General features: G+C 31.6%; 23 protein-coding genes. All 23 read left to right on the forward strand.

All coding sequences use genetic code 11. The features are described from left to right. The first annotated feature begins 86 nt into the window (after positions 1-86). The 23 genes from radC (at position 87) to OCU55_RS01180 (ending at position 22,708) form a co-directional block, all read left to right on the forward strand. Positions 87-773 carry a RadC family protein gene (gene radC / locus OCU55_RS01070; protein ID WP_261850473.1) on the forward strand — a complete coding sequence of 229 codons (687 nt, stop codon included), beginning with the start codon at positions 87-89 and terminating at the stop codon, positions 771-773. Positions 774-792: 19 nt separating this feature from the next. Next, positions 793-1,812, forward strand: coding sequence for a rod shape-determining protein (locus tag OCU55_RS01075; protein WP_183278653.1), 1,020 nt, complete (start codon positions 793-795; stop codon positions 1,810-1,812). A 1-nt stretch (position 1,813) separates the two neighbouring features. Continuing rightward, positions 1,814-2,668 (forward strand): rod shape-determining protein MreC, encoded by an 855-nt coding sequence (gene mreC, locus OCU55_RS01080; RefSeq protein WP_261850474.1) that lies wholly within the window; start codon positions 1,814-1,816, stop codon positions 2,666-2,668. 13 nt (positions 2,669-2,681) lie between these two features. Then, positions 2,682-3,182 carry a rod shape-determining protein MreD gene (gene mreD, locus OCU55_RS01085; protein WP_261850475.1) on the forward strand — a complete coding sequence of 167 codons (501 nt, stop codon included), beginning with the start codon at positions 2,682-2,684 and terminating at the stop codon, positions 3,180-3,182. Between the two features lie 12 nt (positions 3,183-3,194). Continuing rightward, on the forward strand, positions 3,195-6,038 hold the full coding sequence (locus tag OCU55_RS01090) for a penicillin-binding transpeptidase domain-containing protein (protein ID WP_261850476.1): 2,844 nt from the start codon (positions 3,195-3,197) through the stop codon (positions 6,036-6,038). A gap of 228 nt (positions 6,039-6,266) precedes the next feature. After that, on the forward strand, positions 6,267-6,911 hold the full coding sequence (gene minC, locus OCU55_RS01095) for a septum site-determining protein MinC (RefSeq protein ID WP_261850477.1): 645 nt from the start codon (positions 6,267-6,269) through the stop codon (positions 6,909-6,911). A 4-nt stretch (positions 6,912-6,915) separates the two neighbouring features. After that, positions 6,916-7,713 carry a septum site-determining protein MinD gene (gene minD / locus OCU55_RS01100; protein WP_261850478.1) on the forward strand — a complete coding sequence of 266 codons (798 nt, stop codon included), beginning with the start codon at positions 6,916-6,918 and terminating at the stop codon, positions 7,711-7,713. A gap of 12 nt (positions 7,714-7,725) precedes the next feature. Continuing rightward, positions 7,726-7,992, forward strand: a complete 267-nt coding sequence (minE, locus tag OCU55_RS01105; RefSeq protein ID WP_183278647.1) for a cell division topological specificity factor MinE — start codon at positions 7,726-7,728, stop codon at positions 7,990-7,992. 297 nt (positions 7,993-8,289) lie between these two features. Continuing rightward, positions 8,290-9,414, forward strand: a complete 1,125-nt coding sequence (gene rodA / locus OCU55_RS01110; protein WP_261850479.1) for a rod shape-determining protein RodA — start codon at positions 8,290-8,292, stop codon at positions 9,412-9,414. A gap of 15 nt (positions 9,415-9,429) precedes the next feature. Beyond that, positions 9,430-9,792, forward strand: a complete 363-nt coding sequence (gene mgsA, locus OCU55_RS01115) for a methylglyoxal synthase (protein WP_261850480.1) — start codon at positions 9,430-9,432, stop codon at positions 9,790-9,792. A gap of 413 nt (positions 9,793-10,205) precedes the next feature. Next, a complete protein-coding gene (locus OCU55_RS01120) occupies positions 10,206-11,018 on the forward strand; it encodes a M23 family metallopeptidase (protein WP_261850481.1) in 813 nt (270 codons plus the stop codon). A 26-nt stretch (positions 11,019-11,044) separates the two neighbouring features. Then, positions 11,045-11,902 carry a M50 family metallopeptidase gene (locus OCU55_RS01125; protein ID WP_261850482.1) on the forward strand — a complete coding sequence of 286 codons (858 nt, stop codon included), beginning with the start codon at positions 11,045-11,047 and terminating at the stop codon, positions 11,900-11,902. A 353-nt stretch (positions 11,903-12,255) separates the two neighbouring features. Continuing rightward, positions 12,256-14,109 carry a TIGR03960 family B12-binding radical SAM protein gene (locus tag OCU55_RS01130; protein ID WP_261850483.1) on the forward strand — a complete coding sequence of 618 codons (1,854 nt, stop codon included), beginning with the start codon at positions 12,256-12,258 and terminating at the stop codon, positions 14,107-14,109. Beyond that, positions 14,093-14,794 (forward strand): TIGR03936 family radical SAM-associated protein, encoded by a 702-nt coding sequence (locus OCU55_RS01135; RefSeq protein WP_261851491.1) that lies wholly within the window; start codon positions 14,093-14,095, stop codon positions 14,792-14,794. The genes OCU55_RS01130 and OCU55_RS01135 overlap by 17 nt, the downstream gene beginning before the upstream one ends. Before the next feature lie 16 nt (positions 14,795-14,810). After that, on the forward strand, positions 14,811-16,244 hold the full coding sequence (locus tag OCU55_RS01140; RefSeq protein WP_261850484.1) for a ribonuclease E/G: 1,434 nt from the start codon (positions 14,811-14,813) through the stop codon (positions 16,242-16,244). A 577-nt stretch (positions 16,245-16,821) separates the two neighbouring features. Continuing rightward, complete coding sequence (gene rplU, locus OCU55_RS01145; protein ID WP_183278640.1) at positions 16,822-17,133, forward strand: 50S ribosomal protein L21; 312 nt, start codon at positions 16,822-16,824, stop codon at positions 17,131-17,133. Position 17,134: 1 nt separating this feature from the next. Then, positions 17,135-17,506 carry a ribosomal-processing cysteine protease Prp gene (locus tag OCU55_RS01150; protein ID WP_261850485.1) on the forward strand — a complete coding sequence of 124 codons (372 nt, stop codon included), beginning with the start codon at positions 17,135-17,137 and terminating at the stop codon, positions 17,504-17,506. Positions 17,507-17,510: 4 nt separating this feature from the next. Further along, positions 17,511-17,810, forward strand: coding sequence for a 50S ribosomal protein L27 (gene rpmA / locus OCU55_RS01155; protein ID WP_261850486.1), 300 nt, complete (start codon positions 17,511-17,513; stop codon positions 17,808-17,810). A gap of 201 nt (positions 17,811-18,011) precedes the next feature. Then, positions 18,012-19,298, forward strand: a complete 1,287-nt coding sequence (gene obgE / locus OCU55_RS01160) for a GTPase ObgE (protein WP_261850487.1) — start codon at positions 18,012-18,014, stop codon at positions 19,296-19,298. A 164-nt stretch (positions 19,299-19,462) separates the two neighbouring features. Then, positions 19,463-19,765 carry a ribosome assembly RNA-binding protein YhbY gene (gene yhbY / locus OCU55_RS01165; RefSeq protein WP_261850488.1) on the forward strand — a complete coding sequence of 101 codons (303 nt, stop codon included), beginning with the start codon at positions 19,463-19,465 and terminating at the stop codon, positions 19,763-19,765. 6 nt (positions 19,766-19,771) lie between these two features. Next, the gene (nadD, locus tag OCU55_RS01170; RefSeq protein ID WP_261850489.1) at positions 19,772-20,377 is read left to right on the forward strand and encodes a nicotinate-nucleotide adenylyltransferase; all 606 of its coding nucleotides are present in this window, start codon (positions 19,772-19,774) and stop codon (positions 20,375-20,377) included. Positions 20,378-20,669: 292 nt separating this feature from the next. After that, the gene (gene yqeK, locus OCU55_RS01175) at positions 20,670-21,260 is read left to right on the forward strand and encodes a bis(5'-nucleosyl)-tetraphosphatase (symmetrical) YqeK (RefSeq protein WP_261850490.1); all 591 of its coding nucleotides are present in this window, start codon (positions 20,670-20,672) and stop codon (positions 21,258-21,260) included. A 221-nt stretch (positions 21,261-21,481) separates the two neighbouring features. Further along, the gene (locus OCU55_RS01180; protein ID WP_261850491.1) at positions 21,482-22,708 is read left to right on the forward strand and encodes an LCP family protein; all 1,227 of its coding nucleotides are present in this window, start codon (positions 21,482-21,484) and stop codon (positions 22,706-22,708) included. The last annotated feature ends 2 nt before the right edge of the window (positions 22,709-22,710 follow it).

Here is a 22,710-nt window from a genome sequence, read left to right on the forward strand (position 1 = left end):
AAACTATTTTTATATCTTCTATTATATTAGGAGAAGTAAAGTTATGTTTTTATATTAATTAGAGCAGTGATAAAGGAGTTTATCAAATGAACATAAATCTTAAAATATCAGATATCCCTAAAAATGAAAGACCTCAGGAAAAGCTAATAAGACAAGGATCAAGCGCATTATCAAATCATGAGTTACTTGCATTGATACTTAGAACTGGTACTTCGAATGAAAATGTGCTGGGACTTAGTATGAGAATTCTTCAAGAACTAGATGGAATTAATGGGCTTCTAAATACGTCACCCGAAGAACTTATGAAAATCAAAGGGATAAAAGAGGTTAAAGCAACGCAAATAATGGCGTTGTGCGAACTTTTTAAGAGATTTAGAAGTTTCAAAGCAGGTGAAGAGATCCGAATAAGTGACCCTAAAAGTGCAGCTATGATTGTTATGAATGAAATAGCTCATTTAAAACAAGAGGTACTTATGCTTATGATGCTCAATACTAAAAATGCCATTATTTCTATAAAAGAAGTGTTTAAAGGAAGTTTAAATTCATCAATAGTACATCCGAGAGAAATCTTTCTGGAGGCTATAAAGAAAAGTGCAGCTTCAATAATAATATGTCATAACCATCCTTCAGGAGATCCTACTCCAAGTAAAGAGGATGTTAATATAACCTTGCGCATAAAAGAATGTGGCAAGATTGTAGGAATAGACTTATTAGACCATATAATTATAGGTGGTCAAAAGTTTATAAGCTTAAAAGAACAAGGAATAATCTAAAACTGAAAGGGGAATAAACATGGGATTGTTTGGAATGAATAAAGATATGGGGATAGATTTAGGTACTGCGAACACGTTAGTATACGTTAAGGGAAAAGGCATAGTTTTAAGAGAACCTTCAGTTGTAGCAATTAATAATATGACTAAGAAGCCATTAGCTGTCGGATCAGAAGCTAAACAAATGATAGGTAGAACTCCAGGAAACATAGTTGCTATTAGACCGTTAAAGGATGGGGTTATAGCAGATTTTGATATAACACAAACAATGCTTAAGAAGTTTATAGATATGATAACAAATAAAAGCGCTTTCGCAAGTCCAAGAATAATAGTATGCTTTCCATCAGGAGTTACAGAAGTTGAAAGAAGAGCTATCGAAGAATCAACAAAGCAAGCTGGAGCAAGAGAAGTTGTTCTTATGGAAGAACCAATGGCAGCAGCTATAGGAGCAGGACTTCCAGTTGATGAACCAACAGGAAGCATGATAGTTGATATCGGTGGAGGTACAACTGAAGTTGCAGTAGTTTCACTTGGAGGTATAGTAACTTCTAAATCTTTAAGAGTTGCTGGAGATGAGTTAGATCAAGCTATAATAAGCTATATAAAGAGAGAATATAACTTGATGATAGGTGAAAGAACTGCTGAAAATATAAAGATGGAAATAGGTTCAGCATTTAGAAATGATGAAGAAGAAGAAAAGACAATGCCTATCAAAGGAAGAGATTTAATTACAGGACTTCCAAAGACTATTGATGTAACTGAGACACAAATAAGAGAAGCTTTAAAAGAGCCTGTTTCTGCAATTATAGAAGCGATTAAAACTACTCTTGAAAAGACACCACCTGAACTTGCAGCAGATATAATGGATAAAGGAATAATGCTTGCTGGTGGAGGAGCTCTACTTCAAGGATTAGATGCTTTAATAAATCATGAAACTCATATGCCTGTACATATAGCTGAATCTCCTCTTGACTGTGTTGCCCTAGGAGCAGGTAAAGCTCTAGATAAATTTGATATAATAGCAAAGCAACAAAGAGGATAATATGAAGCTTCTCAGAAATAAACTGGCAGTAACTGTTATAGTGCTGTCAGTTAGCTTTTTAGCTATAATTATTTACAGTGTTAAAAGAGATTCAAGCAATCCTATTGTCAGTGGAGCAGGCACTGCACTTAATCCAATACAAAAAGCAGCCTATACCTTAGCAGATAAGGCCAAAGGTGGACTGGATTTCTTTGTTAACTTCTCAGAGGTTAAAAAGGAAAATGAAGAGCTTAAGCAAAAGAATATAGAACTTGAAAATAAGTTAATTGAATACGGAAGTTTGAAAGCTAAAAATGAAGAATTACAGGGTATGTTGGATTTTAAGAGTAAAAAATCTAGTTATAATTACGTAGGTGTATATATAGTGGCAAAACCAGATTTTGGTGTTCTTAATGGATACATAATAAACAAAGGTACAAATGCTGGAATTGCTAAGGATATGATTGTTATGGCTCCGGAAGGTCTTGTTGGAAAAGTAGTAGAAGCTAATTCAAATTGGTCAAAGGTTCAGACTCTTACTAATTTAAACTTTGCGGCTCATGCAAAAGTAGATAATTCTGATATTTCAGGTATAGTTAGAGGATATAAAAACAGTGATAATGAGCCTTTGGCGATTTTAGATTTGCTTCCTATAAATTCGAAGATAAACAAAGGAGATATAATAACAACTACAGGACTTGGTGGTATGTATCCAAAGGATTTAAGAATAGGAACAGTGGTGTCTGTAGAAGAAGATAAGGTTAAGGTTAATAAAAGTGCTATAATAAAGCCTTTTGTGGATTTTAATAAGTTAGAAGAATTATATGTAGTAATACCACCGGATGGAAATAAAGAAGAGATAAAATATAAGGACTAAGGGGGACAAATAGGTGAAAAGAGTTGTATTGGCAATTATATGCCTGATTTTATTAATTCTTGATAACAGTATTGTCCCTTTCTTTTCAATATTTAATGGAACTCCAAGTTTATTATTATGCTTTGTAATTTGTTTTTCTATAATAAACGGAAGATGGGAAGCAACTATAATTGGAGCTTTTAGTGGACTATTACAGGATATATTTTTCTATAAATATTACGGAATCAATGCTTTAGCTAATCTATTATTGTGCTTTTTAGCAGCTGTTATAGGTGAGAATATATTTAAAAACAGAAAGTTTATTCCTGTTTTGTCAACATTTTGTCTATCGATAATCAAGTTATTATTTGTTATGATTGTATTGTATTTAGCGAAGGTTAAGATGTCTTTTGGATATCCTATGCTTATTTCTGCAACGTACAATATGGTTATAGTTTTTTTAATATATAACAAAGTATATAGATTTTCAAATAAGAAGTATATGAAGGTTCAGTGGAAGTTCAATAAAGATTAATAGGTGATAATAATGAATAACGTTAAGAAGAAAAAGAAAACAGTGAATCGATATACAGTAGTAATAGTAATAATGTTTATTATATTTTCAGCTATAGTTGGAAGACTAATATATTTACAAATTTTTAAGTATGATGACTATACTGATAGAGCTAACACTAGTTCAAGAAGATTAGTTACAGAGAAAGCACCTAGAGGTAAGATATATGATTCTCAAGGTAATCTGTTAGCTACCAATAAGCAAGTGTATACTTTAACATTTACTCAAACTGATGACTCATCTAAAAGTTTTTATACAACTATGAAACAAGTATTTAAACTTCTAGATGAGAATAAGGATTCTCAGCAAGATACTTTAAATCTTAAGATTAATGATAAAGGTGAACCTTATTTTGATTTTAATGTTTCATCTGATGACAGTAAAAGAGCTTTAGAGATCAGATTCAAAAGAGATAGAGGTATGAATGATGATATAAAGAATAAACTGTTCAAAGGTAAGCAAGAACTTACTGATGATGATGAAAGCAAGATAGATGAAGAGCTGATAAAGATAAACGCGAAAGATACATTTTATTATATGGTTAAGTTCTATCAAATGTATGATATGCTGAATCCTACAGCTGATGAAAGAAAAGATTATAAGAGTTTAAGTGGACAAGAAATAACAGAAATGCTTTTAAAGAAGTTTTCTATGAATGATATTAGAAGATATATGTTAGTTAAAGATGCCATAAAGATGCAGAGTTTTTCAGGTTTTAAGCCTGTTACTATAGCTGCAAACATAAAAAAAGATACAGCATCGATATTTTATCAAAAGTTAACTAATCTTCCAGGAGTAGATGTAGCTTTAGAACCTATGAGGTACTATCCTTATGGGCAATATAATTTAGCTTCTAGCGTAATTGGTTACGTTGCTTCAATAGATAGCAGCAAAAAAGACAGGTATGAAGAAAGAGGCTATGACGTATCTACAGATGTCATAGGGAAATCTGGTATAGAGTCTGCTTTTGAATCAGTGCTTAAGGGTAATACTGGAGGAACTACAATTAAGGTAGATTCCCAAGGTAGAAAAACAGAAGAGCTGTTTGATCTTGAGCCAAGCCCTGGTGAAAATGTTCATTTGAGTATAGATAAGAATATTCAGTATTCCGCTGAAAAAGCACTTCAGGAAAGAATGGACTATGTTAAAACTCAGGTAAATGATCCTCAGTATAAGATATCAAAAGACTTTAATACTACAAGAGGTGCAGCTGTTGCTATAGAGGCAAAAACGGGAAGAGTTTTAGCAATGGTTAGTAACCCTGGATTTGATGCTAATATATTCTCCGAACCAGGAAAACTTACACCGGAATTATCGAAGCAATTTTTTGCTCCTGATTATGAAGCTTATGGAAAGATGATTATATCGAAGTACAACCTAAACAAGACTATTGACGAGTTGTTTCCAAAAGATGCAAATGGTAATAGGCAAGATAAATATGATTTGTATCCTAAACCATTTTACAACTATGCAACTATGGGATTAATACCACCTGGATCAACTTTCAAGCCTTTAACATCATTGGCTGCTTTAGAAGAGGGAGTAGTTACCCCAGGTGAAACATTATATGGTAAGAAGTATTTTGATATACATCCGGATGTTTTTGGATCTTGGGCACCAGCTGATGAGCATGAATATGGAATAGTAGACTTAAAGAGAGCTTTAGCTGTATCTTGTAACTTCTATTATTATGAAATGGGATATAGAATGTATGTGAAGAATGGTTCAGATACTAAAGCACTAGATACTCTAGCCAAATACGCATGGCAGCTTGGTATGGGGACAGATCCTAAGAGTAATCAAAAAGGAAGTACTGGTGTTGAAATAGGAGAAAACTTTGGACAAACATATAACTACGAATATTTCAAAAGCCAAACTTTATATTATTCAAGATTTGAATTAGTTGACGATTTATCAAAAGGAGCTTACGGATCATATAGCTTTGTACCTTTAGATATCCAAGCAAAAGACGATGATGACGATAAATTAAAAGAAACCAAACAACAAATAAAAGATTTAGTTATAAACTTTATTAAAGATAGTAGTGGTGGTAAATTAAGCTTTAATGATTTTAATACTAAGTTGAAAAATTTATTGAATGATTTACAGAGTAATTCAAAAGTTTTTAATGATAGAATAAATGCTTATAATGCTACTGGTAGAAAATATTCTCATGGTGCAACTATAGATGCCATTGATCAATTTATATACGACAAGAATGGTGCTGTGAATACACCTGCAGAGCTTGTAAACGCATCAATTGGACAAGGTATAAATAACTTTAGCTTGGTTCAGCTTGCAAGTTATATATCTACAATAGCAAATGGAGGCACAAGATATAAGGTTCATCTTGTTGATCAGATAACTGATAATAGTGGAAATGTAGTAAAAGAGTATAAGCCAGAAGTTTTAGGTAAGATAAATATTAAACCAGAGACTCTAAATGCTATAAAGCAAGGAATGTATATTGTTAATAATGGTACTGATGAAGGTACTGCTAGAGCTCACTTTGTAGGCTTCCCAATCCAGACTGCTGGTAAGACTGGAACTGCTACATATAACACTAATGAAGAAGATTACGGAAGAAGTGACTATAGTGTTTACGTATCTTTTGCACCGGTAGATGATCCTCAGATAGTGGTTGCTGTTGTTATGTATGATGGATATCAAGGTAATATGGGAGCGCCAGTGGCAAGAGCTATATATGAGACTTATTTTAGAGATCAGATAAAACAACAGTTTCCAAATTATCAACCTATGTTTAATTACACACTAAATCCACCATTAGAAGATGTTAAGGATGATAATTTAAAATAATAAATTTACAGCGCAATATCAAAAAACAATTACAGTTATTTTGATATTGTGCTTTTTATTTACAAAAAAACAACGTTTCTATTAATATGTATTAAATTTTGCATTTAAATTGTAGAAAAAACTTTATATATATTATGTAGATGATATAATTATTTTATGGATTTAAAAAGGATTTTTATCAGTTGTTGTTGAATTAGAACATAAGTAGGGTAGGCTTTGGAGGTTTTTATGTTAGACGAGGGTATTTTTATAAAAGGAAACAGAGAAGGAATTATAGCCCTAATAAATATGGATAAGTTTAAAGATTTTGATGAAATGCTCGAAAAGTTACTAGAGAGGCTAAATTCTGGAAAGCAGTTTTATGTGGGAGCCACTCTGACTTTTATTGCCGATTTGAAACATATAAATGATAAACAAATGAGAAGGTTAAAGGATGTTCTCTTTGATGAAATCATGATTAAAGATTGTATATTCCAAGAGAGGGAAGAAAAAGAAAGTAAGTCTTTTACAGGAGTATATGAAGGAAGAACTAAATTTATAAGGAAAACAGTAAGAGGTGGTCAAAGTATTAATTACCCGGGGAATATAGTTATTATAGGGGATATAAACAATGGTGCTGAGGTTTCAGCAGCTGGGAATATAATAGTTTTAGGAAGTATAAAAGGTCAAGTACATGCTGGAATCAACGGAAATAAAAAGTCGATTATTGCGGCGTTTATGCTTCAACCTGAAATTTTAAGCATAAGTAACTTGATTACAATATCACCGGAAGGGGAAAAACCTACATATCCAGAAGTAGCAAAGATTAAGGATGGGGAAATAGTTGTTGAGCCATACTTACCTAATAAATACATAAGTACATGGAGGGATTAAGTAAATGGGAGTTTCAATAGTAATAACATCAGGCAAAGGTGGAGTTGGAAAAACTACAACCACTGCCAATATAGGTACAGCATTAGCAGCTTTAGGTAAAAGGGTAGTAGTGGTGGACGGAGATACAGGCCTTAGAAACTTAGATGTTCTTTTGGGATTAGAAAATAGAATAGTTTATACTATCATTGATGTAATAGAAAATAGATGTAGGACAAAGCAAGCATTAATAAAGGATAAGAGATTTTCAAACTTATTTTTGCTGCCAACAGCTCAAACTAAAGATAAAAACGATATAAGCACACAGCAGATGTTAAAGCTTGTAAACGAGCTTAAAGAAGAGTTTGATTATGTGTTAATAGATTGCCCTGCTGGGATAGAGCAAGGTTTTGAAAATGCAATAGTAGGGGCAGATAGAGCAGTTGTTGTTGTAAACCCTGAGATTACATCAGTTAGAGATGCAGATAGAGTAATAGGTAAACTTGATGCGAAAGGCTTAGAGGACCATCAAGTTATAGTTAATAGATTAAATTATGAAATGACTCAAAGAGGAGATATGCTGGATGTACCAGATATAATTGAAACATTATCAGTAAAGCTTCTTGGGATTGTACCAGATGATAAGACCATTACAGTTTCTACAAATAAGGGAGAACCGATAGTATTAGATGATAAAGCTTTTGCTGGACAAGCATTTAGAAATATAGCAAAAAGAATTACAGGTGAAGAAGTTCCACTTTTAGACTTGAGTAACGAGGCGGGCGGTTTCTTTAATTCTTTAAAAAGATTATTCAAGAAGAAGTAGGAGGTGTTGTAAATGGACTTATTTAAAATGTTTTCTAATAAACCAACACCTAAGGACGTAGCAAAAGATAGATTAAAGCTAATACTAATACATGATAGAGGAGACTTAGCGCCTGAAGTCTTGGAAAATATAAAACAAGAAATTCTTGAAGTTATTTCAAAATATGTAGAAATTGACAGTGATGACATTGATATTACTATAACCAAAACTGGTGAAATGGAAGGGGACTCACCTGCCTTAGTAGCTAATATTCCTATAAAAAATGTAAGAGGAAGATAATAAAGAAATATATGACTAATATAATCCACATACTGTACAAATTAATGCAGCTATGTGGATTAAATTTTGTAGTTTTTTTAACTATTTTGTAGTTTAGATTTTTAAATTTTTAAGATATAATAGGTATATGCGCTTATTTAGATGTACCACTTCGTAATAAAATTTATTGTTTTTAAATTCTCTCACCAGAAGCCGCGAGAGTTTTAAAAATAGATTGTGGATCGAAGTGGTACATCTATAGAACTTTTTATTTAACTAAAGATGTTTATTAAAAACTAAAGTTGTGGAGGTAGTACCATGCTTAAAAGGTTAAAGCTAGATACTAAACTTCTCAGAGAAATGGATTTTAGTATCCTTATTGCAACGATTTTAATAGTATTATTTGGAATACTTAATATCTATGCTGCTATGAGACCAGATAATTCTGATGCAAAAAAACAGCTTATATGGTTCGGAGTATCTCTTGTGGTAATGTACTTTATCATACTTATTGATTACAATATTCTTAGAAATTTTGTGCCAATTTTATATTGGATATCAATTTTGTTACTTATCTATACAAAGTTTATGGGAGCAACTATAAATGGGGCTACAGGTTGGATAAAGATTGGATCATTATTTCAGATACAAGCTTCTGAGGTAGCAAAGATGGCCTTGATATTTATGTTAGCCAAGAAGATGGACGAGATGGAGTTGAAAGTTAATAACTTAAAGAATTTTATGATTTTAGCCGCATATACTTTATTGCCAGTAGCACTTATAGTAATCGAGCCTGATATGGGGATGACAATGGTATGTTTCTTTATTGTATTAGGTATCTTCTTCTGTGCAGGATTGGATATTAGAATTATTGTAGGTGGACTCTCATCTCTAGTTGTAGGAATTATGCTTTTATGGAATTCAGGATTAATTGAAGCTTATCAAAAAAGAAGACTTGTATCTTTTTTAAATCCGGAAGCGGACGAGCTTGGCGCAGGCCTTCAATTGATGCAATCTATGACTGGTATTGGATCTGGAGGCTTATTTGGAACTGGTCTGAAGTTATCTCAAGATGCAGGGACTAGTTATGTAGGACAGTTTGTTCCAGAAAAACAAACAGATTTTATTTTTGCTGTAATTGGGGAACATTGGGGAACGATTGGTGCTATAGTTCTACTCATACTATATGGTATATTAATTTACAGAACTATAAAAACAGCAAGGAATTCAAAAGATGTTTTTGGTTCAATCATCTGTGTTGGTATGGCGTCATATTTTTTATTTGCTATATTGCAAAATATTGGAATGACTATTGGTATAATGCCTATCACAGGAATAACTTTGCCGCTGGTTAGTTATGGTGGTAGTTCACTTCTGACCACTGTAATGTCTATATCTTTAATTATAAATATAGGTATGAGAAAGAAAAAGATTAATTTTTAGGGGGAAAAGGGTATTATGAATATTTCGCTTATAGCACATGATGAGAAGAAAGACGATATGCTAGAATTTGTAAACAGGTACAAGCATATTTTTGAAAGGCATGTTTTATATGCTACAGGAACTACAGGAAAGAGAATAACTGAAGAAACGGGACTTACAGTACATAGATTTTTATCAGGACCTCTTGGTGGAGATCAACAAATAGGAAGTAAAATTGCTGAAGGTAATATGGATTTAGTTATATTTTTAAGAGATCCGTTAACTGCTCAGCCGCACGAACCAGACGTTACAGCATTAATAAGATTATGTGATGTTCATCATATACCAGTTGCAACTAATGTAGGAAGTGCAGAAGTATTTATGAAATCACTAAAATAAATAGATTTATGTATAAAGTAGAGCACCACTTAAATCATAAGATATAACTATGATTTAGGTGGTGTTTTATTTTATAGATATACCAGTTTCAAATGAAATCTATTTATCAAGTAAAATACCATTAATAGTTAAAGTTATTTTGAGCATATTTTTAAATCACGGAAATGGGATATCTATTCCTATGAACAGACATACTACTTCAATCCTTGGACTCAAAAAAATGCTTTCGATGAACCTACGAAGCATTTTTTTGATAGATTTCAATATGAAGTAGTTTATCTATAGAATAGTAATTTTCTTATATACTTTTATCATATAATTCATGTATCACAAATATATATAATATGAACTTGGTATAAATTAAAGCTGAAATGTTTATTGATTAAAATATTTGTGAACGTGGGAGGAAAAGGATGGGAAAGTATAATAGTGAATATGAGAGTTACTATGCAAAGATATTGCAAAGACAAAGAACACAGAATCCGTATGCTGCATATGGAGTGCAAGAGACTCCTGTAAGCAAAAGAGAATATAGTGCTGGAGTAAATAATTTTAATGGTATTAATAAAAATGTAATTGTAAGTAGGATAATGCAAGAGCTTATAGGAGTTCTATGTTTAACAGCCTTTGTTATTGTGTGCAAAACTGTAGCTACGCCTCAAACTACAGTGGCGTATAAGTATGCAAAAGATGTAATCAATAATAATCTTGATTATAATAAATATTTGGATCCTAAAATGGTTTCCTACATAAGCAATATAAACTTTAAAGATACTACAAGTCTTAGGGATAACTTAGAGGACTATATTGAGACCTTTAAGTCTAATGTAACTGGAGAAAAAACATTGAAAGAGAAATCAAAAGAGAGTTTTGTTACACCAGTTAAAGGAAAAATAGATAGTGAGCTTAGTGCAAAGCAAACAGATAAATCAATAGTTATAGATATAAATCAAGATACAGAAGTAATAGCACCTAATGAGGGTACAGTAAAGAAAGTGGCTGATGAAAAAGATATTGGTAGTTACGTAATTATTGATCATGGAAATGGCATAGAGACAAAATGCTCTGGATTAAAGGAGATAGGTGTAAAAGAAGGCGAGAAAGTAGATAAAGGTCAGTTTTTAGGCAAAAGCCAGAGTGTAAAAAGTTTAAATAAGGCATGTGTAATATTTTCTTTGAGCTATATGGGAGAGAATAAAGACCCAAAGGAATATATGACATTTTAGTAGCAATTCTTTAGGAGAATTTGATGGTGAAAATAAGCAAGTGGTTAATTCCGCAAATACTTATATTCTTTATTTTAGGATTTAAGTCTATGATATTTTTAGGATTTTTATGGATAATATTTCATGAAATGACTCATTATGTTGTAGCAAAGTGGATGAACCTAAGTATAGATAACTTTAAGATTCATCCCTTTGGAACTGCATTAGAACTAAGTGATTTCGATGGATTAACTCATAAAGAAGAAATACTTCTTTCAATTTCAGGACCAGCCTTTAATTTTATTATGTTCGGTATACTTTACATGACTTACAAGGTAGTTCCTACAGAGTTTATTAATAATTCAATGGAGATAAACTTAGCCCTGGGAATGTTCAATATGCTTCCAGCGTATCCGTTGGACGGATCAAAGATTTTAAGAACTCTTTTGAGTTCTAGAATGTTTTATAAGAAGGCTCATATTATAACTTCATATATAAGCTATGGGGTAGGAATGATAGGAATCGGTATATTTATTTACTTATCTACAATACATATATTTAATCTTAGCGTATTGCTTACATCATGTTTTATACTATTTATAACATATAATGAAAAAAGAAAGGTAATGTATATCATTATGGGAGATATAATAAAAAAGAGAACGAGACTTGGGAAAAAGAAATATATATATAATAAGACCATATCTGTTCACTTTAAATTAGGATTGATTAATGTATTAGGATTAGTAGATAAAAATAAGTTCAATACCTTTTATATACTAGATGATGAGCTTAGATTAACAGATGTAATCCATGAAGATGAGCTTATTGAAGCACTAAAGACCCATGGTAATATAACATTAGAAGAATACATAAATTATAAAAACAGCTGGATGAAAAAATAGTATTGGTTAATTAGTAATGGTATGATAAAATAATATGATGTAATTCTAAGAAGTATTTAATTATACTTCTTTTTTACTGTAAAAGAAGGTATATAATTTTTATACTAATCAAACCTAGTAATTTCAAATGATTTGAATAGCTTTTTAGGTCATACAGTAAAAAAGAAAAATTATGTCGCCTGCCAGAATTTCTTCACATACGCTTAAGAAAAGGCAGATGCGCAAAAAGCTCTCTGAAGAAGGTCGCTTCAGCGACTTTTCTTGTTTAAACGAAAGTACAAAAATTCAAGATAATATTACTTAAGTAATAAAAATTAAATCATTATACAGTGAAAAATCTAGGAGGAAGAGTAATGGTTAGAATCACAGATGATATTTTATATAAAGTTGAGAAACCTGCTAGGTATGTCGGGGGAGAACTTAATCAGGTTATAAAGGATCCTAAAGAAGTAGACATTAGATTTGCTTTTTGTTTCCCTGATGTATACGAAGTTGGTATGTCACATTTAGGTTCAAGAATACTATATCATACCCTAAATGAGAGAGCGGATACATATTGTGAAAGAGCTTATGCGCCTTGGCCAGATATGGAGAAGGAGCTTAGAAAAAGTAATATTCCACTGTTTGCTCTTGAAACAAAAGATTCGTTAAATGAATTTGATATCCTTGGATTCACTCTTCAATATGAGATGAGTTATACAAACATATTAAATATGTTAAATCTATCTGGAATAACAATTAGAGCCTCTGAGAGAAGAGAAGAGGAACCTATAATTATGGCAGGGGGACCTTGTGCTTACAACCCAGAATCTTTATATGATATTGTTGACTTCTTCGAAATAGGAGAAGGTGAGGACATGATGAATGATGTTCTTGATGTATATAAAAAATATAAGGGAAAAGGAAAGAAAAAGGAGTTTCTTAGAGAGATATCTAAAATAAGAGGAATCTATGTTCCTTCTCTTTACGATGTTGAATATAACGAAGATAATACAATTAAATCCTTTAAGCCTAAATATGAAGATGTTCCGGCTAAAATTCAGAAAAGAGTTATAAACGATTTTGATAAGGTATCCTTCCCAGATAAGTTTATAGTGCCGTATACTGAAATAGTACATGATAGAGTAGTACTTGAAGTATTTAGAGGTTGTACAAATGGTTGTAGATTCTGTCAAGCTGGAATGATATATAGACCAGTAAGAGAAAAATCAAGACAGACTCTATTAGAAAATGCAAGAAAGTTAGTTCAAGGTACTGGGTATGACGAAATATCGTTATCGTCCTTAAGCACCTGCGACTATTCAGATATACAGGGATTAGTTACTGATTTAATTAATGAACATAGCGAAAAAAATGTTGGTGTTGCACTTCCTTCAATAAGAGTAGATGCTTTTTCAGTTGATCTCATAAAAGAGATACAAAAGGTAAGAAAGAGTGGACTTACATTTGCACCTGAAGCAGGATCTCAAAGAATGAGAGATGTTATAAATAAGGGCCTTACAGAAGATAGAATACTTGAAGCTGCTAGAAGTGCTTTCGAATCAGGTTGGAGTACTTTGAAGCTATACTTTATGATAGGGCTTCCTTATGAAACTGTAGAAGACGTAAAAGAAATAGGAAGTTTAGCAGAAAAAATTACTGCACAATATTTTAAAGTTCCTAAAGATGTTAGAAATAAGGGACTTAGAGTGACAGTAAGTACTTCAATACTTGTTCCTAAGCCATTTACACCATTCCAATGGGCTCCTATGGAGAAGATTGATCTAGTGTCAGATAAGATATCTGCAGTTAGGGACTCTATAAAATCAAAAGCTATAATATATAACTATCACGCTCAAAAAACTTCTTATATGGAATCTTTATTTGCAAGAGGAGACAGAAAACTTTGCGACGTACTTGTAAAGGCGTATGAGAAAGGTGCAAAGTTTGATGGATGGTCTGAGTACTTTAACTTTGAACTTTGGAAAGAAGCTTTAGAAGAATGCGGTATTGATGGAGATTTCTATTGCTATAGAGAAAGATCTTATGATGAAGTTTTACCTTGGGATTTCATTGATATTGGAATAAATAGAAAATATTTAGAAATTGAAAATGAAAAAGCTAAGAATGCCGTAGTTACACAAAATTGTAGAGTTGGATGTACAGGCTGCGGAATCGACGTGAACTTTAAAGAAGGGAAGTGTTTTGCTGGTGCGATATCTAATTAAATTTACTAAAGAGAGCGAAATTAAATTTATTTCTCATCTTGATTTAATGAGAACTATACAAAGAGTAATAAGAAGAGCAGATCTTCCTATTGAATATTCAAAGGGATTTAACCCACATATGAATTTATCAATAGCAAATCCTTTGTCAGTAGGCTTTTACTCTGAAGGAGATTATTTAGATATGGGTCTCGCAGAAGACTTAACTGAAGAGGAAGTAAAAGAAAGATTAAATGCAAATTCTGCTAAGGGAATAAGATTTTTAGAGGCTACTAAAGTTATAAATAAAGAAAATGAGAAAAAGGTGCCACAAGCTATGGCACTCATTGATGCGGCAAGATATATTATCAAAGTCAAATATAATGATACAGAAAGCACTATATTAGAAGTTGAAAAACTTATGGAACAGAATGAATGGGTTACACTTAAGAAAAGTAAAAATGGGGAAAAGATGGTTGATATAAAACCTATGGTAAAAGAAATTAAGTACTGGATTAATGAAGATAAACTTATACTTAATGCTTTGATTAGCTGTGGAAGCAGGGAACATCTTTCTCCAGAATTGTTAGCAACCTACATAAGAAGCAATACTTCAAATTTTGAAGAAGAAGCCTTTATTGATATAAAAAGAGAGGAACTATATGCTCTTAAGGGTGAAAATTTAGTTCCACTTTATAAATGTATATAGTATAAAGGAAATTATTATGAGAGAACTTTTTATAGAAAGAAGAGAAAAGATTCTTAGGATTGCTATAAAGGAAAAAGGTAACTTAACAGAATGTTTTGTGGAAGAAGAAAATAACGAACCACTTCCTGGAGAGGTATATAAGGGAACTGTAAAAAATATAGTTCCTGCTATTGGTAGTGCGTTTGTAGATATTGGACATGAAAAGAATGGATACTTACACTTTGATATGAGAAAGAATCCTTTGAAAAAAGGGCAAGATTTAATTGTTGAAATCATAAGTGAGAGTTTTGGTAGTAAAGGACCTAAAGTGGCTAGTCCTATAAGTCTACCAGGTAGATTTGCGGTGTTAGCTAAGGGGGATAAAGAACTTCTTATATCTAAAAGAATAGAAGATAAGGATATTAGAGAGAATTTAAAGAGTACAATAGAAACAATTGAAGGTTTCTCTATAACTATAAGGACAAACGCTAAAGATGTATCAACTGATATTATAAAACAGGAAATATACAAACTTAAAGATAGATATGAAGCTATCGAGAGAGAGGCTTTATATAGTTTGAAAAACAAAAAGCTCTATGGAGAAGATGCGCTTCTTCATAAGGTTTTAAGAGATAATATAAATAGTGAAACATCAAAGATTATTGTAGATTCCATGGAAGATTATTCTGCCGTAAAAGACTATATAGCTGATGATAAAAATATTGAATTAATAATACATAAGGAAATAAGAAGTTTATTTGACTATTATGGAATAGAGAAAGAGATACTTAATTTAAGAAACTCTAGAGTTAACTTAAAATGTGGTGGAAATATAGTTATTGATAAAACTGAAGCAATGTATGTAATTGATGTGAACTCAGCTAAGAATATTAGTGGAAGAAATTTTTCTAAAACAGCTGAAGAGACAAATATTGAGGCTGCAAAAGAAATAGGAAGGCAGATTAGACTTAGAAATCTTAGTGGTATAATAGTAGTAGATTTTATTGATATGGATAACTCTCAAGCTAAGAATAAAGTATATGCTGCCATAAAAGAAAGTCTTGAGGGCGATAGCAGCAGAGCTAGGGTATATGAATTTACTGAGCTAAATCTTCTACAGATATCAAGAAGTAGAAGAGGAAAGAGTATTTATGATTATATAGAAGAAAACTGCGATATATGTAATGGACATGGGAAAAGGCTGAAAGGGTCTTATATAAAGCATCTAATTAAAAATGAAATTATAAGAACCGAAGGTGAAGGCAGCATCAAAGACTTCTATATAGAGTTAAAGGATGTATATGAAGACTATGTTATAGGCGATAAGGTACAATTCCTAAAGGATATAGGAGCCCTAGATAAAAATGTCTATATTAAATTTATAGATTCAATAGATTACTACAAGCTTGAACCATTATTATTCAAAAATCAGATTGATGCTGTAAGTAATTACAAACTTCAAATAGAGTAGATTGAAATTAAGTGGTTAGGCATCCAATGCTTTAATGAGATTACGCAAAGAATTAATATGATTTTGTCATATTTCATGGCTAAAACTGTAAACTCACTCCGTTCGAACAGTACAGTTTTACTCTTTATTAATCACGCTTTCTTGTAAAACTTTCATATATAAAATTTAAGAAAGCAAAAAGGATATATATAAAGAGTAAAAAAGTGAGAATATGTCGCCTGCCAGAATTTCTTCACATACGTTCAGAAAAGGCAGATGCGGAAAAAAATCACTAATGAAAAGCGTATTAGCGATTTTTAAGAGCCATTCCATCTAAAAAAAACATTTAATTCTAATAGCTCGCTCATATAGCATCTCCTGCATAACCACTTAATTTCAGTAATCTTTTTTTAAAATAACAAAATAATCGTACTGAGATAAAATGTAATATATTAAACGTCGCACGTTTAGATAAAAATAACTTTACAAAATATGTGCGATATGGTAGAATGGCATTTGTGAACCGCACACATAAGGTTCCATAAACGATTGTACAATCGTACCTGAAGTGGCGAGACCGTAATGAGGAGGTGTTTTTATGTACGCAGTAGTTAAGACAGGTGGAAAACAATTCAGAGTTCAAGAAGGCGATGTTATATTCGTTGAAAAATTAGAAGCTGAAGTTGAAGCAACAGTTGAGTTAACAGAAGTTCTAGCAGTAGCTAAGGATGGTGAGCTTAAGGTTGGTACACCAGTAGTAGAAGGTGCTAAAGTAGTTGCTAAGGTAGTTGCTCAAGGCAAGGCTAAGAAAATTATAGTTTTCAAGTACAAGAGAAAGAAAGACTATAGAAGAAAGAACGGCCACAGACAACCTTACACTAAGCTAGTTATCGAAAAAATAGAAGCTTAATATGATTAAGTTAGATATTTATACGACTAAGGATATAATAATTGGATTTAAGATACAAAATCATGCTCTTATAGAAAGAGAAATGATTTTAGCTGGAGAAGCATACGATATGGTATGTAATTCAGTATCTGTATTATCTCAAAGTGTACTTATAGGCTTAGACGAAGTACTTAAGCTTAATGTGCCATACGAAATGACGGATGGATATATTAAGTTAGACCTTAGAGAGCTTGATGAAGAAGAACTTCAAAAAGCACAGGTCTTACTAAAAACTTTTGAACTTAGTATAGACAGTATTTTATTATCCTTAGAGCAAAGTTTTGGAAAAAATAAAGCAGACCAATATATATATGTAAAAAAAGAGGAGGTGTAGTACTATGCTAATCATGAACCTTCAATTGTTCGCTCATAAAAAAGGAGTAGGTAGCTCCAAGAACGGTAGAGATTCTGAGTCAAAGAGACTTGGTGTTAAGTCAGCTGATGGACAATTTGTTCTTGCTGGAAACATACTTGTTAGACAAAGAGGAACAAAGATACATCCAGGTGTTAATGTAGGTAAAGGAAGCGATGATACTTTATTTGCAAAGATCGATGGAGTTGTTAAATTTGAAAGACTTGGAAGAGACAAGAAGAAAGCTTCTGTTTATCCAGTAGAAATTCAAGAAATAGCTGAATAATCCTAGTTATAAAAGCACCCTTTTGTAAAAAGGGTGCTTTTCAAGTATTATGGATATGTATATTATTTGTATATACAGGCTATCAATAATATAGAGTACCAAAATATAAATGAAATTTAGTTTGTACTTGTTTTAAAATACCTAATAATTGGGTATTTTAAAACAAGTACAAACAAAAGTATAAGGTAAGGTGATGAACTTATGTTTATAGATACGGCCAAGGTTTTTGTAAAAAGCGGAGATGGTGGTAATGGATCTGTATCTTTTAGAAGAGAAAAATATATACCCCTTGGAGGCCCAGATGGTGGAGATGGCGGAAGAGGTGGAGATGTTATACTACAAGTAGATACAGGAATAACAACACTTTTAGATTTTAAATATACTAGAAAATTTATAGCAGAAAGAGGCGTGAATGGATCCGGTTCAAAATGCTATGGAAAAGATGGTGAAGATCTTATAATTAAGGTTCCGATGGGGACTTTAATTAGAGATGTTGAAACTCAAAAAATAATGGCAGACCTTTCTCACCCTGATGATAAATATGTAATTGGCAGGGGTGGAAAAGGCGGTAAAGGAAATGCTAAATTTGCAACTCCTACGAGACAGGCACCAAACTTTGCAGAACCTGGTATGCCCGGGGAAGAAAGATGGATAGAACTAGAATTAAAACTTTTAGCAGATGTAGGTTTACTTGGATTTCCTAATGTAGGAAAGTCAACTTTCTTATCAGTAGTAACTAAGGCTAAACCAAAGATTGCTAACTATCATTTTACAACGCTAAAGCCAAATCTAGGAGTTGTAAGTGTTCCTGGAATAGATGGTTTTGTAATGGCCGATATACCAGGTATAATAGAAGGAGCAGCTGAAGGCGTAGGTTTAGGTCTTGACTTCCTTAGACATATAGAAAGAACAAGACTTTTAGTTCACGTAGTAGATATCTCTGGAGTTGAAGGAAGAGATGCTATTGAAGATTTTATAAAGATAAATGAAGAACTTAAGAAATATAGTGTCAAGCTTTGGGATAGACCTCAAATAGTTGTTGCTAACAAAGCTGATATGTTATATGATGAAGAAGTTTTTGAAGATTTCAAGAAAAAGCTTAACGAAATGGGTTATGATAAAGTATTTAAGATGAGCGGTGCTACATATGAAGGTGTAGAAGCTGTAGTAAAAGAAGCTGCTAGAATGCTTAAGGAAATACCTATAACTGAATTAGAAATTAAAGAAGAAGATAAATTTGTACCAGAAGAAAAAAGATTTACTTATGATATAAGAGTTGAAGAAGAAGATGGTATTAAAGTTTATATTGTAGAAGGAACTTTCGTAGAAAGGCTTCTAAATTCTGTAAATGTTAATGAACCAGATTCTTTGAAATATTTCCATAAGGTTCTTAGAAATAAGGGTGTACTTGATGAATTAAGAACCATGGGAATAGAAGATGGTGATGTAGTAAGACTTAGAGATTTTGAATTCGAATACTTACTATAATTTAAAATACTTATCTTAAATATTGAATTAACTTTGATTCATATATTATAGAACAATTTAAGGAATGTTTATTACTTAAGGAGATATTGATAATATAAAAAATATCTCCTTTCAAAACATTTTTATTAGTTGATATATAAACCTAAACAAGGGAGGAAAATAAATTGATTACGACAAAACAGAGAGCATATCTTAGATCGCTAGCAAACGGTATAAGCCCTATATTTCAATTAGGTAAGAATGGTATAGAAGAACCATTTTTAAAGCAAATAAGCGAGGCACTTGAAGCTAGAGAACTAATTAAAATAAAAGTTTTAGAAAACAGTGGTTATGAAACTAGAGAGGCTTCAGATGTTATATGTAAAGAAATAGGATGTGAAGGAATTCAAGCTATCGGAAGTAAAATAGTTTTATTTAAACAATCACAAAAGAATCCTAAAATAGAATTGCCAAAGGGCGACAAATAATACACTATGTCGAAAAAAATAGGAATACTCGGGGGAACCTTTGATCCTATTCATAATGGACATATATATATAGCTTATGAGGCTAAGAGATTGTTGGATTTAGATGAAATTATTTTTATGCCGAGCGGAAATCCACCACATAAAGATGAGAAGAATATAACTGATAGTCATTTAAGATATAAAATGGTTGATCTAGCTATAAGAAGTTATGATGGTTTTATAACAAGTGATTATGAAGTAAGCAAGCAAGGTTTAAGTTATACATATGAGACCTTGATGCATTTAAAAGTTAATCTTAAAGGGTCGGAGCTATATTTTATAACAGGTGCTGACTGCTTAATGGATCTTGAAAAATGGAAAAATGTGAATCTTATAATGGATAACTGTAATTTTGTAGTGTTTAATAGACCTGGATATACTAAGGAGAAACTCTATGCCGAAAAAAGATTTGTGGAGCAAAAATATAATAAAAAAATTATATTTTTAGATCTTTTGCAATTAGACATTTCATCTACTTGGATCAGGCAGAGAATCAGGGAAGGTCATACGGTTGATTTTTTTATACCTGATGAAGTTAGTAAAATCATTAGAGAAAATAGATTATATTTATAGATAGAATATTTTATCCTAAATTTTTAACTGCAAAGTTGTATATTTAGGATTATTTTTTTACTGTTTAGGAAGTTACAAAACTTTCAAAAATATAATTATTATAATTGCAAGGACATTAGAAATTTTTAAAATAATGATTAATATTAATATATAAGTAGTTTTTTATCATAGGGTTCCAAACTCAACTATTAAATTGTGCATGGCGCGGAAATTCTTAGAAGTAATGACTTTAGAACATGCAAAACTTAAGTTGCTGTAAGGGAATACTATAATTATCATTGGGGGAATTAATATGTGGTCATATGAAGAAATTGATGAATATTTAAAACAAAACCTTACGGAAAGCAGATATAAACACACAATGGGTGTTGTATATACTGCTGAATTGTTAGCAGAAAAAAATGGCGAATCTAAAGAAAGAGCGAGAATGGCTGCTTTAGTTCATGACTGTGCTAAGAATATGAAGATAAATGAACAATTTGAATTTTTAAAGTCTAGAAATATAGAGCTAGATGAAATTACAATCAATTCACCTCAAATACTTCACGGAATTGTTGGTTCAATTGTTGCAAAAGAAGTTATGGGAATTGCAGATGAAGAAATATTAAGTGCAGTAAAACATCATACCACAGGAAAAAAATCTATGACTCTATTAGAAGAGATAATATATATAGCGGATTATATTGAGCCTAATAGAAATTACAATGGTGTGGAAGAATTAAGACAGTTAACTTTTGACAACCTTGATGAAGGCGCTTTAAAAGGCTTTGATAACACTATAACTTATGTAATAAAACTAGGACAAATTGTACATCCATTAAGTATTGACGCACGTAATGATTTGTTAATAAAAATAAAAAACCAAAAGCATAGATTAGTATAATAACTAATCTATGCTTTTGGTTTTTTAAGGTTATTGGTATATATATGCGAAATTTAAGGTTGCAAATATTTTGTGATTAATTTACAATGGAAAAAGATGTAAAATAATTAGTTTTATAAAGATTAACTTGTTGAGATATAGGGCAAGCAGTTTTGGCAAGAATTAAGTATATGAGAACAAGTAGTTTTATAAAATATGCTGTCAGTTTAGAGGGGGAGAAGATGAAACCAGAAAAATTAATCAATAGTAAATTTAAAGCAAGTCTTTTAGGACTTTTAATATTGTTAATAATTATTTCATTTGGAACTGGTGCTTTTTTTTATAAGTACTTAGGGAAATTTAACAAAAATTATGATGGTAAAGCTGTTGAAAAAGATGTCTCCTTACCGACAAATGTTTTGTTTCTTGGTATGGATATTGGAGATCCTAAGCAAAAGGATAATGACAGTATAAAAAGAACTGACACAATAATGTTAGTTCATTTAGTTCCAAAAGAGAAAAAGGCATATATAGTGTCAATACCAAGAGATATGATGATAAAGATAAAGAATTCTAGTCAAAAAATAAATGCAGCCTTTTCTATAGGAGGGGATAGCGCCATAAAACAGGCCGTGGAAGGTATTATGGATGTTCCTGTAGATTATCTAGTAAAATTGAATTATGAGGGTTTTAGGAGCTTTGTAGATGCTATTGGTGGGGTAGAGATGACTATAGATAGAAATATGTACTATGATGATGCAGCTCAAAATCTTCATATAAATTTTAAGAAGGGGCAAACAGTGCTTCTAGATGGCAAGAAAGCAGAAGAATTTTTCAGATGGAGAAAAAATAATGATGGAACTGGATTAGTCAACGGAGATTTAGATAGAATAGATAACCAGCATAAATTTATTGAAAAAGTAGTTGAAAAATGTACTTCAGTTGCTATCATACCAAAGTTGGGAAAGATACTGGATGTGCTGCCTCAGTATATAGAAACTGATATACCTCCAAAAACCCTGCTAGCCTTAGGAAAAGAAGGAATGAGTCTCAAAAAAGAAAATGTAAAAATGTATACTTTAAAAGGAGTTCCAAGAACAATAGATAACATATCCTATCTTATTTATGATAAGGAAGCTAATAGTGATATAATTGCCTTAATATCAGGTCAAAAGGTTACTGAGTCTAATGGTGATGTTCCTAAATCTTCTTTGAAGATAAAGATACTGAACGCAACAAAGGTCCAAGGACTTGCGTCAAAATACATGAAAGACTTAGAAGCAAAAGGTTATAAAGATATAGAAATAGGTAATACAAAAGAGGTAAGTAAAAGTGAAGTTCAATTAAAAGATCAAAGCTTAAAAAATACAATTTCTAGTGATATAAATATAAACAAATTTTCAACTTTAGGAAAAAATGATGAAAACTTTGATATAATCATTATATTAGGTAAAGATTATAAAAACTAGAG

Source organism: Clostridium folliculivorans (assembly GCF_024341905.1).
Classification (GTDB): domain Bacteria; phylum Bacillota; class Clostridia; order Clostridiales; family Clostridiaceae; genus Clostridium_AR; species Clostridium_AR folliculivorans.

Excerpts from the sequence above, each read along its gene's own strand:
- radC (WP_261850473.1), top strand. The coding sequence starts at position 87 with ATGAACATAAATCTTAAAATATCAGATATCCCTAAAAATGAAAGACCT.
- OCU55_RS01075 (WP_183278653.1), top strand. The coding sequence starts at position 793 with ATGGGATTGTTTGGAATGAATAAAGATATGGGGATAGATTTAGGTACT.
- mreC (WP_261850474.1), top strand. The coding sequence starts at position 1,814 with ATGAAGCTTCTCAGAAATAAACTGGCAGTAACTGTTATAGTGCTGTCA.
- OCU55_RS01090 (WP_261850476.1), top strand. The coding sequence starts at position 3,195 with ATGAATAACGTTAAGAAGAAAAAGAAAACAGTGAATCGATATACAGTA.
- minC (WP_261850477.1), top strand. The coding sequence starts at position 6,267 with ATGTTAGACGAGGGTATTTTTATAAAAGGAAACAGAGAAGGAATTATA.
- minD (WP_261850478.1), top strand. The coding sequence starts at position 6,916 with ATGGGAGTTTCAATAGTAATAACATCAGGCAAAGGTGGAGTTGGAAAA.
- minE (WP_183278647.1), top strand. The coding sequence starts at position 7,726 with ATGGACTTATTTAAAATGTTTTCTAATAAACCAACACCTAAGGACGTA.
- rodA (WP_261850479.1), top strand. The coding sequence starts at position 8,290 with ATGCTTAAAAGGTTAAAGCTAGATACTAAACTTCTCAGAGAAATGGAT.
- mgsA (WP_261850480.1), top strand. The coding sequence starts at position 9,430 with ATGAATATTTCGCTTATAGCACATGATGAGAAGAAAGACGATATGCTA.
- OCU55_RS01120 (WP_261850481.1), top strand. The coding sequence starts at position 10,206 with ATGGGAAAGTATAATAGTGAATATGAGAGTTACTATGCAAAGATATTG.
- OCU55_RS01130 (WP_261850483.1), top strand. The coding sequence starts at position 12,256 with ATGGTTAGAATCACAGATGATATTTTATATAAAGTTGAGAAACCTGCT.
- OCU55_RS01140 (WP_261850484.1), top strand. The coding sequence starts at position 14,811 with ATGAGAGAACTTTTTATAGAAAGAAGAGAAAAGATTCTTAGGATTGCT.
- rplU (WP_183278640.1), top strand. The coding sequence starts at position 16,822 with ATGTACGCAGTAGTTAAGACAGGTGGAAAACAATTCAGAGTTCAAGAA.
- OCU55_RS01150 (WP_261850485.1), top strand. The coding sequence starts at position 17,135 with ATGATTAAGTTAGATATTTATACGACTAAGGATATAATAATTGGATTT.
- rpmA (WP_261850486.1), top strand. The coding sequence starts at position 17,511 with ATGCTAATCATGAACCTTCAATTGTTCGCTCATAAAAAAGGAGTAGGT.
- obgE (WP_261850487.1), top strand. The coding sequence starts at position 18,012 with ATGTTTATAGATACGGCCAAGGTTTTTGTAAAAAGCGGAGATGGTGGT.
- nadD (WP_261850489.1), top strand. The coding sequence starts at position 19,772 with ATGTCGAAAAAAATAGGAATACTCGGGGGAACCTTTGATCCTATTCAT.
- yqeK (WP_261850490.1), top strand. The coding sequence starts at position 20,670 with ATGTGGTCATATGAAGAAATTGATGAATATTTAAAACAAAACCTTACG.
- OCU55_RS01180 (WP_261850491.1), top strand. The coding sequence starts at position 21,482 with ATGAAACCAGAAAAATTAATCAATAGTAAATTTAAAGCAAGTCTTTTA.